This is a genomic window from Dietzia natronolimnaea, assembly GCF_002289575.1.
Classification (GTDB): domain Bacteria; phylum Actinomycetota; class Actinomycetes; order Mycobacteriales; family Mycobacteriaceae; genus Dietzia; species Dietzia natronolimnaea_A.
In genome coordinates this window covers 105157-119894 of sequence record NZ_NTGA01000013.1, presented here as the reverse complement: position 1 = coordinate 119894, position 14738 = coordinate 105157, and the positions used below count along the sequence as shown (strand labels likewise).

The following is a 14738-nucleotide window of genomic DNA, read 5'->3' as shown; positions in this document are numbered from 1 at the left end:
ACTCGCACGTATAGAGTGCCAATAGGCATGGACCCGGCCGCGTCACCCGCGACGACGCCACCCGGAGCCCCGCCCCCTGAGCACATCAGCCATCTACACACGGAGGATCCATCGTGGCGATCAAGCCGCTTGAGGACAAGATTCTCGTCGAGGCCACCGCTGCCGAGACCACCACGGCGTCCGGCCTCGTCATCCCGGACACCGCCAAGGAGAAGCCCCAGGAGGGCACCGTCGTCGCGGTCGGCAAGGGCCGCTTCGACGAGGACGGCGACCGCATCCCCATGGACATCAAGGAGGGGGACAAGGTCATCTACTCCAAGTACGGCGGAACCGAGATCAAGTACGAGGGCAAGGAGTACCTGATCCTCTCCTCGCGCGACGTCCTCGCCGTCATCGACTGACGTGAGTCGGTAGAACCCCGCCCCGGTGGTGTCGGCCAGTGTCCGGCCCCGCCGGGGCGGTGGTGTCTCGCCGGTGTCCCGCCGGTCCAGCAGGCAGCACGACCCGTCCGTCCCGCACACCCACTTCCTTCCAGGAGTCCCATCAATGTCCAAGTTGATAGCGTTCGACGAGGAGGCCCGTAAGGGCATGCTCGCCGGTGTCGACGAGCTCGCCGACACCGTCAAGGTCACGCTCGGCCCGAAGGGTCGGCACGTCGTACTGGCCAAGGCCTTCGGTGGCCCCACCGTCACGAACGACGGTGTCTCCATCGCCCGCGAGATCGAGCTCTCCGACCCGTTCGCGAATCTCGGTGCCCAGCTGGTCAAGAGCGTCGCCACCAAGACCAACGACGTCGCCGGCGACGGCACGACCACCGCGACCGTGCTCGCGCAGGCGCTGATCCGCGAGGGGTTGCGCAACGTCGCCGCCGGGTCCAACCCGATGGCCATGGGCAAGGGCATCGAGAAGGCCTCGGCCGCGGTCGTCGAGTTCCTCAAGTCCGCCGCCACCCCTGTGTCGGGGTCCGAGGCCGTGGCACAGGTCGCGACGGTCTCCTCCCGGGACCCGGAGGTCGGCCGCATGGTCGCCGAGGCCATGGACGCCGTGGGTGTCAACGGCGTCGTGTCGGTCGAGGAATCCCAGGGCCTGCACACCGAGGTCGCCGTGACCGAGGGCATCGCCTTCGACAAGGGCTACCTCAGCCCCTACTTCGTCACCGACCCCGACGAGCAGAAGGCCATCTACGAGGACGTCCTGGTCCTGCTGCACCGCGAGAAGATCAGCTCCCTCCCGGACCTGCTCCCGCTGCTCGAGAAGGTCGCCGAGACCGGCAAGCCGCTGCTCGTCGTGGCCGAGGATGTCGACGGAGAGGCGCTGTCGACGCTGGTCGTCAACTCGATCCGCAAGACCATCAAGGTCGTCGCGATCAAGGCGCCGTTCTTCGGCGACCGCCGCAAGGCCTTCCAGGACGATCTCGCGATCGTCCTCAAGGGTCAGGTCGTCAGCCCGGACCTGGGCATGAAGCTCTCCGACTGTGGCCTCGAGGTGCTCGGACACGCCCGCCGCGTGACCGTCTCCAAGGACGAGACGATCATCGTCGACGGCGACGGGGACCAGGCCGATGTGGACGCCCGGGTGGCGCAGCTTCGCCGGCAGGTTGAGGCGACCGACTCCGACTGGGACCGCGAGAAGCTCGAGGAGCGCATCGCCAAGCTCTCCGGTGGCGTCGCGGTGATCCGGGTCGGCGCGGCCACCGAGACGGAGCTCACCGAGCGCAAGCTCCGTGTCGAGGACGCGGTCAACTCGGCCAAGGCCGCCGTCGAGGAGGGCGTGATCGCCGGTGGTGGTTCCGTGCTCGTCCAGGCGGCCGCGGCGCTCACCCGTCTCTCGGCAGGCATCTCCGACCCCGACGAGGTCGTCGGGGTGAACGTGGTCCGCAAGGCACTGTCTGCTCCCTTGTTCTGGATCGCCGCCAATGCCGGAGAAGACGGTTCCGTCGTGGTCAGCAAGGTCTCCGACCTCGGTCCGCGTGACGGTTTCAACGCCGCCACCGGCGAGTACGGTGACCTGGTCTCGGCGGGCGTCATCGACCCGGTGAAGGTGACCCACTCCGCCGTCGTCAACGCCTGCTCCGTCGCGCGGATGGTCCTGACCACCGAGACCGCGATCGTGGACAAGCCCGAGGAGGAGGCACCCGGCGGACACTCGCACGCCGGTCACTCCCACTGACCTGTCCCACTGACCTCTCCCACACCGGGCCCCGGCTCCCGCATCCCGCGGGAGCCGGGGCCCGGTCGTCGTGGAACGACCGGGGTGTCGTCCCGTCCGGCGTCGAGAGGTTAGGCTGGGCCCTCACCGGATGCCCTGCCGCACAGGTGCCGTGGAAGTATCCTGTGCCCACGCCCCGCCGGCCGCCACGGTCCGGACCCGACCGCGCGACCCCGGCGTGCACCCCGACAGAAAGGCCGTGCCCCGTAGCACACCCGTGTAACGAGAGGCCCCCCTAATTCGATGACAGGTACAGCAGACGAGTTGGAGCTCGCCGTCGCCGCCGCGGTCAGAGGAGACCGCAGTGCGGCCACGCGGGTGCTCGAGCTCGTTCGTCCCGGGGTGGTGCGGTACTGCCGCTCTCGCGTCGGGGGTGCGGAGAGGGTCAACCTTTCTGCTGACGATGTCGCACAGGAGGTGCTGATCGCGGTGCTCTCGGCGTTGCCCGGGTACCGGGATCAGGGACGTCCCTTCATGGCATTCGTGTACGGGATCGCGGCACACAAGGTCGCGGACGCGCACCGGGGCGCCGCACGGAACAAGTCGGACCCCGTGGAGTACCTGCCGGAGGTGCTCTCGACGGAGACGGGGCCGGAGGATCACATCCTCGACGGCGAGGTGACCAGGGCCATGAGCCGACTCCTGGACACCCTGCCGGAGAAGCAGAGGGAGATCATCCGGTTGCGGGTGGTAGTAGGACTCTCGGCGGAGGAGACCGCGGAGATCGTGGACAGCACGGCCGGAGCCGTGCGCGTGGCCCAACACCGGGCCATGAAGCAGCTCCGGGCGAGGATCGAGCAGGACGGAGAGGAGCGATGGCGATGAACGACGACGAAGTCGGCCCCGGCACCCGTGACGACGCCGCCTCGCTCGACGGGCACGGCCCGGACCCCGAGGCGGTGGAGCGCGACGACCAGCTCCTCGACGCCCTCGGGGCGGGCGGCCGTCCCACCGACACCGATACCCTCGCGACGCTGCTCGCCGACTGGCGGGGGGAGCTCGACTCCGCACCCCTGCCCGAGCTGCCGGGAGATGAGGAGATCGGGGTCGCACTCGCACCCAACGTCTCCCGCCTGTGGCCCCGCCGGGGCTGGGCCAGGTCCCATGAACACCACCACGGCCAACGTCCCGCGTTGTGGCAGGCGGTGATCGGGGCCGCGGCGGTGGCCGCCGTGATCGTCGGCGGCCTGTCGGTGGCCGCGCACAGTGCCATGCCGGGGGACCCGCTGTGGGGCGTGTCCAAGACGATCTTCGCCGACCGTGCCGGGGAGGTGGAGTTGGTCAGCGACCTGACCGAGCATCTGGCCGCAGCGGATCTGGCGGCTCGCGAAGGTGATCGCGAGCGGGCCGAGCGTCTCCTCGACGAGGTGTCCGGCCGGCTGGACGAGGTCGCGGACGCCTCGGAACGCGTCGAGTTGATGAAGCGCCGCGACGCCATCCGGCGCGACCTGAGCCGGATCACGCCCACCTCGGTACCGTCCCCCGCTCCCGCACCCGAACCGGCGCCCGCCCCGGCCCCCGGACCGGGCCAGGGCCCCGCGACTCTCGTTCCCGGGGTGCCCGTGCCGCTGCCGACGAACCTCATCCCGCCGCCGCCGCCGGGTATGCCGGTCATCCCGTTGCCGTTGGACGGGCTACGGATCTCGACGACGTTGCAGATACCGGTCGACACCCAGCGGATCCAGGATTTCCTGGCGCCCACCACCGGCCGTCCGAACCCGGGCGAGGTCGCAGGGACCACCCCGGCGCCGACCCCGACCCGGACCACCGTGACCCAGGTCCCGACCTCGGGACCGGCGGCCACCAGTGCACCGGCGACCGCGCCACCCACGGGCTAGGTGTGATACCCGGCTAGACCGCGCACCGGGGGTGCGATTCCCGGGGCGGGACCCGGGGCCGCGAACCCGCCCTCAGCGGCGCCAGTGCAGCCGGCGCGGGCGGATCGCACGCACCGCGTCGGCGTACCCGCGGCAGTAGTCCCACGACACGTAGTCGTCGGGGATCGGGTCGAACGCGGGCTCGTGGGGCAAGAGCGAACCGTCCTCGAGGAGCTGCATGAGGTTGGCGCGGAGCATGTCCCACTCGTGGAAGTGCTCCTCGGCACAGTCCTCGCACTGCACGGCCACGCCCTTGACGCCGGTGGGTGCCAGGAGCTCGCGGAACTCCGCGAGATCGGCCAGGTCCTCCTCGATCGCGCGGCGTTCCTCCGCGTCGAGCGGGCCCGACGGGATGCCGTCGTCGACGGGGTCGAGCCCGGCCAGCTCCGCCGTCGGATCATCCGGATCGCCGGCGAACGGGTCGGGCGGCATGCCGTGCCGTAGGGGATCGTTCACCCCCTCACCGTACCCGTGCACGCCACCCGGCGGGGCCGACGGTTCGAGCCGGGGACCCCGGACGCACTATCCTCGGACTCCAGACCGAGACGACCCCCAGGAGGACGGCAGATGAGCGAGTCGCGAGGCCCCGTGCGCACCGGCGGCGACGATCCCACCAAGGTCGCCATGGTGGGCCTGACCTTCGACGACGTGCTGCTGCTCCCGGCCGCTTCCGAGGTGGTCCCCAGCGAGGTCGACACGAGCACCCGACTCACCCGCGACATCACGTTGCGGGTGCCGCTGGTGTCGTCCGCGATGGACACCGTCACCGAGGCACGCATGGCCATCGCCATGGCCCGCCAGGGCGGGATCGGGGTGCTGCACCGCAATCTGTCGGTGGCCGACCAGGCGGCTCAGGTGGACACCGTCAAGAGGTCCGAGGCGGGGATGGTCACCGATCCGGTCACCTGTGCTCCCGCCAACACCCTCGCCGAGGTCGACGAGATGTGCGCCCGCTACCGGATCTCCGGCCTGCCGGTGACCGACGAGCGGGGTGAGCTCGTGGGCATCATCACCAACCGCGACATGCGTTTCGAGGTGGACAAGTCGCGGCGGGTGGACGAGGTCATGACCCGCGCACCGCTGGTGGTCGCGCGGGAGGGGGTGACGGCGGAGGCCGCGCTCGGGCTCCTGCGCCGTCACAAGATCGAGAAGCTGCCGATCGTGGACGGAGACGGTCGTCTCACCGGGCTCATCACGGTCAAGGACTTCGTCAAGACCGAGAAGCACCCCGACGCCACCAAGGACTCGGACGGTCGACTGCGGGTGGCCGCGGCCATCGGGACCGGTGAGGACGCCTGGCAGCGCGCCGGCGCCCTGACCGAGGCCGGCGTGGACGTCCTCGTCGTCGACACCGCTCACGCCCACAACCGCAACGCGCTGGAGATGGTCGCCCGCGTCAAACGCGAGCTCGGCGACCGGGTCCAGGTGATCGGCGGCAACCTCGCCACCCGAGGCGCGGCCCAGGCGATGATCGACGCGGGTGCGGACGCGATCAAGGTGGGCATCGGCCCCGGTTCCATCTGCACCACCCGTGTCGTGGCGGGGGTGGGTGCGCCGCAGATCACCGCGATCCTGGAGGCCTCCGTGGCGGCCCATGCCGCAGGTGTCCCCGTGATCGCCGACGGCGGTATGCAGTACTCGGGCGACGTGGCCAAGGCGATCGCGGCCGGCGCCTCGGCGTGCATGTTCGGATCCCTGCTCGCGGGCTGCACCGAGTCGCCCGGCGACCTGATCTTCGTGGACGGCAAGCAGTACAAGGTCTACCGCGGGATGGGGTCGGTGGGCGCGATGCGCGGACGGGGCAAGCCCGGACAGGAGAAGTCGTTCTCCAAGGACCGGTACTTCCAGGACGACGTGCTGTCCGAGGAGAAGCTCGTCCCCGAGGGCATCGAGGGACGGGTGCCGTACCGGGGCGACGTCGCACAGGTCCTGCACCAGCTCAACGGCGGGCTGCGTGCGGGGATGGGCTACACGGGATCGGCGACCATACCGGACATGAACCGCGCCCAGTTCGTCCAGATCACGGCGGCGGGGCTCAAGGAGAGCCACCCCCACGCGATCCAGATGACCGTCGAGGCCCCCAACTACAACGTCAAGGACTGAAGCCGCGTGCGCAACGTCGTGGAGATCGGAATGGGTCGCGAGGCCCGACGGATGTACGGGCTCGGCGAGGTGGACATCGTGCCCTCCCGCCGCACCCGCAGTTCCAAGGAGGTGTCGACGTCCTGGCAGATCGACGCCTACCGGATGGACCTGCCCGTGATGACCCACCCGACCGACGCGGTGGTCTCACCCGAATCGGCGGTGGAGTTCTCGAGGCTGGGTGGCCTGGCGGTCCTCAACGGCGAGGGCCTGTGGGCGCGGCATGAGGATCCTGAGGCGGCGATCGACGAGTTGCGCGAGATCGCCCTCGAGGACGTGACCGGCCACCGCGCGGTGGCTCGACTCCAAGAGCTGCACCGCGCCCCGATCGACCGGGAGCTGCTCGCGGCGGCGGTGCGACGGATCCGCGACGAGGGTGCGACCGTCGCGGTCCGGGTGTCTCCGCAGCACGCCCGCGAGCTCACGCCCGGCCTGATCGCCGCCGGGATCGACCTGCTCGTGGTCCAGGGCACGATCATCTCCGCCGAGCATGTGAGCGGCGAGGACGAACCGCTGAACCTGAAGGACTTTATCCACGGGCTCGACGTGCCCGTGATCGCCGGCGGCGTGGTGGACTACAAGACCGCCCTGCACCTCATGCGCACGGGCGCGGCGGGTGTGATCGTGGGTTACGGCGGCGTCGACGGGGTCACCACGACGGGCTCCGTGCTCGGGATGGAGGTGCACATGGCCACCGCGATCGCCGACGCGGCGGCCGCGCGACGCGACTACCTGGACGAGACGGGTGGCCGGTACGTCCATGTGCTGGCCGACGGTGATATCTACACCTCGGGCGACATCGCCCGTGCGGTGGCCTGTGGTGCCGACGCCGTGGTCCTGGGGCCGCTCCTGGCGGGCTCGTTGGAGTCCCCGGGGCGGGGTGTGTACTGGGACGCCGTCTCCGCCCACCCCAAGGTCCCCCGGGGGCATGTCGCGGAGATCGACGACGAGACGGCCCTGTCCCCCCTGGCCGAGGTGCTGGAGGGGCCCACGAGTGCCCCGGACGGGACCCGGAACCTGATGGGTGGTCTGCGCCGCGCGATGGCCAAGTGCGGATACTCGGACGTGAAGGGCTTCCAGAAGGTGGACCTGTCCGTTCGCCCCTGAGGCCGGTGGACAAATCGGGCCCTACTGTCGGGTAGGTGCGTGGTGCTCGGGTACTGTGACCCACACCTCGATCACCAGGGAGATCCACCATGACGACATCGGCGCCGTCGCCCTCGACCACCTCCGCCCCCACCGGGAGTACCGACACGGACGTCCTCGTCATCGGGTCCGGATTCGGCGGGAGTGTCACGGCCCTGCGTCTGACCGAGAAGGGCTACCGCGTCACGGTGGTCGAGGCGGGTCGTCGCTTCGAGGACGCGGACTTCGCCAAGACCTCCTGGCGGCTCAACAAGTTCGTCTGGGCGCCGAAACTGGGGCTGTTCGGAGTGCAGCGCGTCCACCTGCTGCGCGATGTGATGGTGATGGCGGGTGCCGGCGTGGGCGGCGGCTCCCTGAACTACGCCAACACCCTCTACAAGCCGCACGCCCCGTTCTTCAACGACCCGCAGTGGGCGCACATCACGGACTGGGACGCTGAACTCTCCCCGTTCTATGACCAGGGTCGCCGGATGCTCGGGGTGGTCACGAACCCGACGCATTCCCATTCCGACACGATCATCAAGGAGGTCGCAAGGGAGATGGGGGCGGAGGACACCTTCGTCTACACCCCGGTCGGCGTCTACTTCGGCGAGAAGACCGGTGGTCGTGGCAAGCCGGGTGAGACGGTCCCGGACCCCTTCTTCGGCGGGGTGGGCCCGGACCGCACGGCCTGCATCGAGTGCGGCGAGTGCATGACGGGCTGCCGGCACGGCGCCAAGAACACTCTGGTCAAGAACTACCTCGGGCTGGCCGAGCGCGCCGGGGCCCGCGTTCTGGACCGGACCACGGTCAGCGGACTGCGCGAGCGCGGAGACGGCACCTGGGAGGTGACGCTCGAGCGCTCCGGCGCCTGGACCCGGCGGGGTAAGCGCATCACAACGGTGACCGCCTCGCACGTGGTGGTGGCAGCCGGGACGTGGGGCACCCAGCATCTGTTGCACTACGCCAAGGACGAGGGCGCACTGCCACGGCTGTCGAACGCGTTGGGCAGGCTGACCCGCACCAACTCGGAGTCGATCCTCGGGGCGATGGGGGACAGGTACACGCCGGAACGGGACTTCTCCGAGGGCGTGGCCATCACGTCGTCGTTCCATCCCGGTTCCGACACCCACGTCGAACCCGTCCGGTACGGCAAGGGCTCCAACGCCATAGCCGTGCTCCAGACCCTGCTGACCGACGGTGACGGCGACGGCCCCCGCTGGCGCACGCTCGCCAACGAGCTGCGTCGCCGGCCGTCGCTACTGTTCAAGCTGGTCAACAAGCGCCGGTGGAGCCAGCGGACTGTGATCGTGCTCGTCATGCAGAACCTGGACAACTCGCTCCAGACCTTCGTGAAGCGCTTCGGTCCTTTCCGCTACGTCTCCAGCAGACAGGGCCACGGCCAGCCCAACCCGACGTGGATCCCCAAGGGCAACGAGGCCACCCGCCGGATCGCCGAGAAGATCGGCGGCGTGGCCGGTGGAACCTGGGGTGACATCATCAACATGCCGATGACCGCGCACTTCCTGGGTGGCTGCGCGATCTCCGACTCCCCGGAATCGGGCGTGGTGGACCCGTACCACCGGGTCTGGAACTACCCGACCATGCATATCGTCGACGGTTCCGCGATCTCCGCGAACCTCGGCGTCAACCCGGCGCTGAGCATCACCGCCCAGGCCGAGCGCGCCATGTCGCTGTGGCCCAACAAGGGTGAGGCCGATCCCCGGCCCCGGCAGGGTGAGGCGTACGTGCGGGTGCAGCCGGTACCGCCCGCGTCGCCGGTCGTCCCGGAGGCGGCGCCCGGCGCGCTGCGTCTGCCGATCGTCGGGGTCTCCAGTGGGGGTGCCCCCGCCCGCGTGTGAGTCCGGGTGGCCGGCGGACGTGGCCGAGTTCGGCTGCGGGCGGGCTGCGCCTAGACTCGACCCCGTGGCCGAGAACGCACAAACCGACTCCCAGTTCACCGCCGAGGCAGCGGTTCCCCGCCCCGTCCTCGTCGTCGATTTCGGTGCCCAGTACGCGCAGCTCATCGCGCGGCGGGTGCGTGAGGCGAGGATCTACTCCGAGGTGATCCCGCACACGGCGACGGTGGAGGAGATCCGGGGCAAGGACCCGGTCGCCCTGATCCTGTCCGGTGGACCGGCCAGCGTCTACGCCGACGATGCCCCGGCTCTCGACCCGGCGGTGCTCGATCTGGGGGTGCCGGTCTTCGGTATCTGCTACGGCTTCCAGTCCATGGCGGGCGCCCTGGGCGGCGAGGTCGCGCACACGGGAAGCCGCGAGTACGGGCGCACCGACGTGACGGTGTCGGGTGGCCTGTTGCACGCCGGACTGCCCGAGCACCACCCGGTGTGGATGAGCCACGGTGACGCGGTCACAACGGCGCCCGAGGGGTTCACGGTGACGGCCACGTCCCCCGGTGCCCCGGTCGCGGCGTTCGAGTGCGCCGAACGCCGGATGGCAGGCGTCCAGTACCACCCCGAGGTCATGCACTCGCCTCACGGGCAGCAGGTGCTCACCCGCTTCCTCACCGAGATCGCGGGCCTCGAACCCACGTGGACGGCGTCCAACATCGCGGACCAGCTGGTGGAGGCCGTCCGTGAGCAGATCGGTGACGGCCGGGCGATCTGCGGGCTGTCCGGTGGCGTCGACTCCGCGGTCGCGGCCGCGTTGGTGCAGAAGGCCATCGGGGACCGACTCACGTGCGTGTTCGTCGACCACGGTCTGCTGCGCGCGGGCGAGCGGGAGCAGGTGGAGAACGATTTCGTGGCCGCCACCGGTGCTCGCCTCATCACACTCGACGATTCGGAGACCTACCTCGGTCACCTCGCCGGCGTGACCGACCCCGAGTCCAAGCGCAAGATCATCGGCCGCGAGTTCATCCGGTCCTTCGAGCGTGCCGTAACCCAGGCCCTCGAACTCCAGGGTGACGACGCCGCCTCCGTCGACTTCCTCGTCCAGGGCACCCTCTACCCGGACGTCGTCGAGTCCGGTGGGGGCGCGGGAACGGCCAACATCAAGAGCCACCACAACGTGGGCGGCCTGCCGGACGACATCGAGTTCTCACTGGTGGAGCCGCTGCGTCTGCTGTTCAAGGACGAGGTCCGGGCCGTGGGCCGGGAGCTCGGATTGCCGGAGGCGATCGTCGGTCGGCACCCCTTCCCTGGCCCGGGTCTGGCCATCCGAATCGTCGGGGCCGTCGATCGGGACCGGCTCGAGACCCTGCGCGCGGCGGATGCGATCGTGCGCGAGGAGATGACCGCGGCCGGGCTCGACGCCTCGGTGTGGCAGTGCCCGGTCGTGTTGCTCGCCGACGTCCGTTCTGTGGGCGTCCAGGGCGACGGGCGCACCTACGGCCACCCGATCGTGCTGCGCCCGGTGAGCTCCGAGGACGCCATGACCGCGGACTGGACGCGCGTGCCGTACGAGACCCTCGCGCTGATCTCGGGCCGCATCACCAACGAGGTCCCGGACGTCAACAGGGTCGTCCTGGACGTGACCAGCAAGCCGCCGGGCACCATCGAGTGGGAGTGACGGCCGGCGGCGACATCTCGGCGCGCGGGTCAGCGCCGGATGACCATCGCCAGGCCGACCAGGACCAGCAGCACGAGTGACGCGGCGATCACCACGGTCGTCGTGATCACCGGCGCGCCCAGGATCGCCCACACGGCGACCCCGAGGGAGAGCAGTCCGGCGACCGCGAGCACGGGCGACCCGGACCGCTCGCGCCGCGCGACCGCATCCGTCGCTACGTCGGTCTCGTAGGCGACCCCGTACCCGGTCGGGATCCCGTGCACGGGGGCGGCCCCGTACCCGGCTGCGGCCCCGTACGCGGGGGAGGTCCCGTACCCGAACTGCTGCGGGTCGGTGACGCCGGAGCCGTAGGGAAGCGGGTCGTGGAGCGGCTGGTCGGGGCGGGGCGTGGTGTCGGAGTGCAGGCTGGTCATGTCGGGGCTCCCGGTGGGTTGCGGTTCGTCGTGGTCCGTGTCGTCGGTGTGGTCTGTGTGATCTGTCGGGTCGTCGGTGTGCCGGTCGCTCATCGCGTCACCATGATGCTGCCGACGCCGGAGTGCACGCTGAGGGTCAGGACGGGGCCGGAGGCATCACCGGACAGGCCGGTCGGGCAGTCCACGCTCCCGACGTCGGTGGTGCAGTTCGTCTCCACGGCGACCCCGTCGGGCAGCAGCACCTGCACTTCTCCGACGTTGTTGGCGATGCTGTAGCTGCGATCGCGGTCCAACTCCAGCTCGCGCATGTCCACGGTGAGGCTGCCGACCTGATGGTTGATCGGGGCGTCCAACTGGGCGGGGTCGGTGATCTGGATCAGCTGCTCGCCGGTGCCCTCCCAGCCGCCCTCGGGCACCTGGACCAGGGAGGCGAGCAGGACGAAGCCGGCGAGCGGGCCGGCGACGACCAGCAGTCCGTGCCCTCTGCGGGTGACCGCGCCGACGAGCAGCCCGCCGGCCACCACGGCGAGTCCGATCGCGGCGATCCTCGTCGCGTCGAGCCAGAGCACGCCGCCGAGCGTGGCCAGTCCACCGGCCACGGCCACGGCGATGAGCGCCAGACCGAGGGTGACCTTGGTCAGCCGGGACCGGGGGCGCGGCGGTGCGGGCGCGGGCGGAGGCGTGGCCCCGGGGTCGGGCAGGTCCCAGGCGAACGGCGCGGCGCCCAGCGGGTCCCAGGAGGGCGGGACAGGCGGGCCGTAGGGCGCGCCGGGTCCTGAGCCCGGTTCCTGAGACGCCCCGGCGGTGCGGCCGGAGTCGGCCCGGGCTGTCTGTGGCCGTACGGCCGACACCTCGGACCACCCGGCGGGCGGCACGGGGGTGCGGCGGTGGAGTCCGTACCAGCCCGCGAGCATGGCGATGGCGATGAGGAATCCGGCACCCACGAAGAGGCTCTCCCCGGAACCGCCGAACGTCGGTGCGCTGAGGAGGACGACGACGACGAGGATCACCGCCGTGATCTTGGAGCCGGATGCCCGGCCCCTCCCGATCAGCGCCTCCCCCTTGGAGGCCTCATCTCCGGCAGAGCGTAGGAGCAGCCACAACAGTGCGTACAGGAACACCCCGGCCCCGCCCCAGAGTGCGGCGATCACGAAGGCGATGCGGAACAGGACGGGGTCCACGCCGTAGCGTCGGCCGAAGCCACCGCAGATGCCGGCGATCTTGGCGTCGTCCGGGGTCCGGACGGGTCGGGTCCGCCACAGGGAGCGGAGCTCTGATGGGACGTCGTGGGTGCTGGAGCTGGACATGACTCCATCGTGGTGGGCGGGCCGCCTTTCCACATCGGGGGCCGACCCTGATATTCGACCCTGAGAGCCCCCGGCAGGGATGGGCGCAATAGCCGACCTACCCCTGAGGGGCGGATCCCCAGGATTAGCGTGGACTTATGGAAAGCTGGCACACAGTGCTGCCGCAGAATCGAGGAGTGTCCGATGACCACACGCCCGTCGAGGGATGCCGCCCGAGCAGATGACGGGTACTTCGGCCCCGGCAGTGCCACGTGGAAGGTCTATTCCGACTCGGGCGCGTCACTCGGCGCCGTTGCGTCGTTGCTCCTCCAGATTCTCGATACGGGCATGCTCAATCATTTCGATCATGTCTCGATCACGTCGGAGAGTCCCGAGGCCGGCCAGGCCCGGTTCCAGCGCACGGGCGATTTCATCACGACCTGCGCCTTCGGCGACAAGGCTCACGTGGATGCCGCAACCGCCCACGTGGACATGCTCCATGAGCGCGCGACCTGGACCAATCCCGAGACCGGACAGGTCGAGGTGGCCAAGTGGCCCGAGTGGCAGCGCTGGACCATGTACACGTTCATATGGGGTTCGCTCGAAGGTGCGCTGAGGTTCGGCATGAAGCTCAGTACGGCCGAGCAGGATGCCTTCGTCAAGGAACAGCAGCTCGTCGCCGAGAAATTGCACGTTCCTGGCCCCCACCCCGAGACGAAGGCCGAACTGGACGCCTTCATCGACGCCGGGCAGAAGGACAAGGCGCTGAATTATCTCGGCGCCCAGACAGCGCTCGGTCTGCGCCACCCGGCCAGAACCCACAATCCCGCCAAGGACTGGGTCTCCGGCGTGGTGCTCGACGGAATCCTCTCGCTGCTTCCCCTGTGGGCGCGGCAGATCTACGGCGTTGAGAACCGCAGCGAGCGGCGACTGGCGCGGGCGCAGCGCACCACGGCTCGTTTCCTCGCGGTCGCCCGCAGGAATTCGTCCCTGCAGGACCTCGTCGACGCGGGAATCGCCCACGCTACTGAACACCCGTATCAGAAGGTCCGGGCGAGGGCTCCGAAGGGCTGAACCGGGCGGGGCGGCTCCGCGCCGGCGCCCGGCGACTCAGGACCGGAGCATCCGGCGCAGCGACACCGACGGATCAGCCAGCGCGTCCCGGTCTACGCGCACATCGCGGTCGATGATGCGGCGCGCCGCGCGGACGGTCATCGGATCATCGACGGTCGCCGCGCCGACCAGTCGGCGCCCTCCACTCGGAAGACCGCGACCCCGGGGCGCACGATCTCCACGCCCTCGCCGACGAGATCGCCCACGATCTCGATGTGGGAGCCGTACCGGTCCGTCCAGTACCAGGCTGCACCGCGCGGGGCCGGCGCTCGTCCGAGCAGCCGGGCCGCAGCGTCCTGCCCGTCCAGCCGTGCCGCCTCCCAATGCGCGGCCGCGGGCAGGACGCCGCCGCCAGGAACGAGTTCCAGCTCGGTCCTCGCGGTGCCCTCGACTAGGGCGCGTTTCGACAGGGGCGGATGATCCACGCACGACGGCTCCTGCTCGATGATCGTCACCGGGCCGTCATACCCGAGGTCCCGCAGTGTCCTGGCCGTCGTGTACCCCGCGACGCCGCCGCCGACGATCAGGACATCCGTCGGGTCCTCTCCGCTCACGCGAGGCGAGCGGGGTTCGGCACCAGCACGATGTCAGTACCCTCCACACGCACCGTGTGGGCGGCGACGCCGCTCGACGCCGGCGGCGTCAACACGGCGCCGTCGGCAAGACGGAACCGCGCGCCGTGCAGCGGGCACTCGACGCAGCCGTCCTCGACCCAACCATCGGCGAGACCGGATTCCTCGTGGGTGCAGGTGTCGTCGAGGGCGTAGTACCGGTCGCCGTCGTGGAACACGGCCACGTCGTCCATCGTCCCGGCACGCTCCTTCGGGACCGTGATCCCGGTACCGTCGTCGATCTCGCCGACACGTGCGACCACGATCCCTTGCGTCATGAACCCAGGTTAGTGCGTGTCCCGCACACCGTCACCGGGCCGTCCGCGGCAGTCGGCGGCAGTCGGCAGAAGAGGAGGCCGCCGCATCAGGTGTCTTCCCGGGCGAACCGGGGGAGATCCCCGATACCTCTCGGGGGCACGATCTGTGACCATG

At 70.2% G+C, this 14738-nt stretch carries 15 protein-coding genes; 9 read left to right on the top strand and 6 right to left on the bottom strand.

What is annotated here, in order from left to right; genetic code table 11:
• The first annotated feature begins 113 nt into the window (after positions 1 to 113).
• The 4 genes from groES (at position 114) to CEY15_RS07300 (ending at position 4046) form a co-directional block, all read left to right on the top strand.
• Positions 114 to 401: a co-chaperone GroES gene (gene groES / locus CEY15_RS07315; protein WP_017837219.1), complete on the top strand. Its 288-nt coding sequence runs from the start codon at positions 114 to 116 to the stop codon at positions 399 to 401.
• A 145-nt stretch (positions 402 to 546) separates the two neighbouring features.
• On the top strand, positions 547 to 2169 hold the full coding sequence (groL, locus tag CEY15_RS07310) for a chaperonin GroEL (protein WP_095717878.1): 1623 nt from the start codon (positions 547 to 549) through the stop codon (positions 2167 to 2169).
• 282 nt (positions 2170 to 2451) lie between these two features.
• Positions 2452 to 3033 carry a sigma-70 family RNA polymerase sigma factor gene (locus CEY15_RS07305; protein WP_017837217.1) on the top strand — a complete coding sequence of 194 codons (582 nt, stop codon included), beginning with the start codon at positions 2452 to 2454 and terminating at the stop codon, positions 3031 to 3033.
• Positions 3030 to 4046, top strand: coding sequence for an anti-sigma-D factor RsdA (locus CEY15_RS07300; RefSeq protein ID WP_245847368.1), 1017 nt, complete (start codon positions 3030 to 3032; stop codon positions 4044 to 4046). The genes CEY15_RS07305 and CEY15_RS07300 overlap by 4 nt, the downstream gene beginning before the upstream one ends.
• A 72-nt stretch (positions 4047 to 4118) precedes the next feature.
• Here CEY15_RS07300 and CEY15_RS07295 read toward each other — a convergent pair whose 3' ends face one another.
• Positions 4119 to 4541 carry a DUF5319 domain-containing protein gene (locus CEY15_RS07295; RefSeq protein WP_017837215.1) on the bottom strand — a complete coding sequence of 141 codons (423 nt, stop codon included), beginning with the start codon at positions 4539 to 4541 and terminating at the stop codon, positions 4119 to 4121.
• A gap of 111 nt (positions 4542 to 4652) precedes the next feature.
• On the opposite strand from CEY15_RS07295, the gene guaB reads away from it, so the two are divergent.
• From guaB to guaA, 4 genes are all read left to right on the top strand, one after another.
• Entirely contained in the window at positions 4653 to 6188 is a 1536-nt protein-coding gene (gene guaB / locus CEY15_RS07290) for an IMP dehydrogenase (protein ID WP_017837214.1), read from the top strand.
• Positions 6189 to 6194: 6 nt separating this feature from the next.
• Positions 6195 to 7334, top strand: coding sequence for a GuaB3 family IMP dehydrogenase-related protein (locus CEY15_RS07285; protein ID WP_017837213.1), 1140 nt, complete (start codon positions 6195 to 6197; stop codon positions 7332 to 7334).
• A gap of 89 nt (positions 7335 to 7423) precedes the next feature.
• Positions 7424 to 9214 carry a GMC family oxidoreductase gene (locus CEY15_RS07280; RefSeq protein ID WP_017837212.1) on the top strand — a complete coding sequence of 597 codons (1791 nt, stop codon included), beginning with the start codon at positions 7424 to 7426 and terminating at the stop codon, positions 9212 to 9214.
• A 64-nt stretch (positions 9215 to 9278) separates the two neighbouring features.
• Complete coding sequence (gene guaA / locus CEY15_RS07275) at positions 9279 to 10883, top strand: glutamine-hydrolyzing GMP synthase (protein WP_095717928.1); 1605 nt, start codon at positions 9279 to 9281, stop codon at positions 10881 to 10883.
• Between the two features lie 29 nt (positions 10884 to 10912).
• On the opposite strand, the gene CEY15_RS07270 is transcribed toward guaA, so the two are convergent.
• Together CEY15_RS07270 and CEY15_RS07265 are read right to left on the bottom strand one after the other, a co-directional pair.
• Entirely contained in the window at positions 10913 to 11389 is a 477-nt protein-coding gene (locus CEY15_RS07270) for a hypothetical protein (RefSeq protein WP_095717875.1), read from the bottom strand.
• The gene (locus tag CEY15_RS07265; RefSeq protein WP_095717874.1) at positions 11386 to 12603 is read right to left on the bottom strand and encodes a PspC domain-containing protein; all 1218 of its coding nucleotides are present in this window, start codon (positions 12601 to 12603) and stop codon (positions 11386 to 11388) included. Before CEY15_RS07265 ends, CEY15_RS07270 begins: the two co-directional genes overlap by 4 nt.
• Before the next feature lie 183 nt (positions 12604 to 12786).
• Between CEY15_RS07265 and CEY15_RS07260 the strand changes: the two genes are divergently transcribed.
• Entirely contained in the window at positions 12787 to 13656 is an 870-nt protein-coding gene (locus CEY15_RS07260; RefSeq protein WP_095717873.1) for an oxygenase MpaB family protein, read from the top strand.
• A gap of 36 nt (positions 13657 to 13692) precedes the next feature.
• Here the strand turns inward: CEY15_RS07260 and CEY15_RS07255 are convergent, their stop codons facing one another.
• The 3 genes from CEY15_RS07255 to CEY15_RS07245 are packed head-to-tail and all read right to left on the bottom strand — an operon-like array spanning position 13693 to position 14584.
• Positions 13693 to 13797: an oxidoreductase C-terminal domain-containing protein gene (locus CEY15_RS07255; RefSeq protein WP_095717872.1), complete on the bottom strand. Its 105-nt coding sequence runs from the start codon at positions 13795 to 13797 to the stop codon at positions 13693 to 13695.
• On the bottom strand, positions 13794 to 14249 hold the full coding sequence (locus CEY15_RS07250; RefSeq protein ID WP_095717871.1) for an FAD-dependent oxidoreductase: 456 nt from the start codon (positions 14247 to 14249) through the stop codon (positions 13794 to 13796). The genes CEY15_RS07255 and CEY15_RS07250 overlap by 4 nt, the downstream gene beginning before the upstream one ends.
• Positions 14246 to 14584, bottom strand: coding sequence for a Rieske 2Fe-2S domain-containing protein (locus tag CEY15_RS07245; protein WP_017837205.1), 339 nt, complete (start codon positions 14582 to 14584; stop codon positions 14246 to 14248). Before CEY15_RS07245 ends, CEY15_RS07250 begins: the two co-directional genes overlap by 4 nt.
• Positions 14585 to 14738 lie beyond the last annotated feature (154 nt).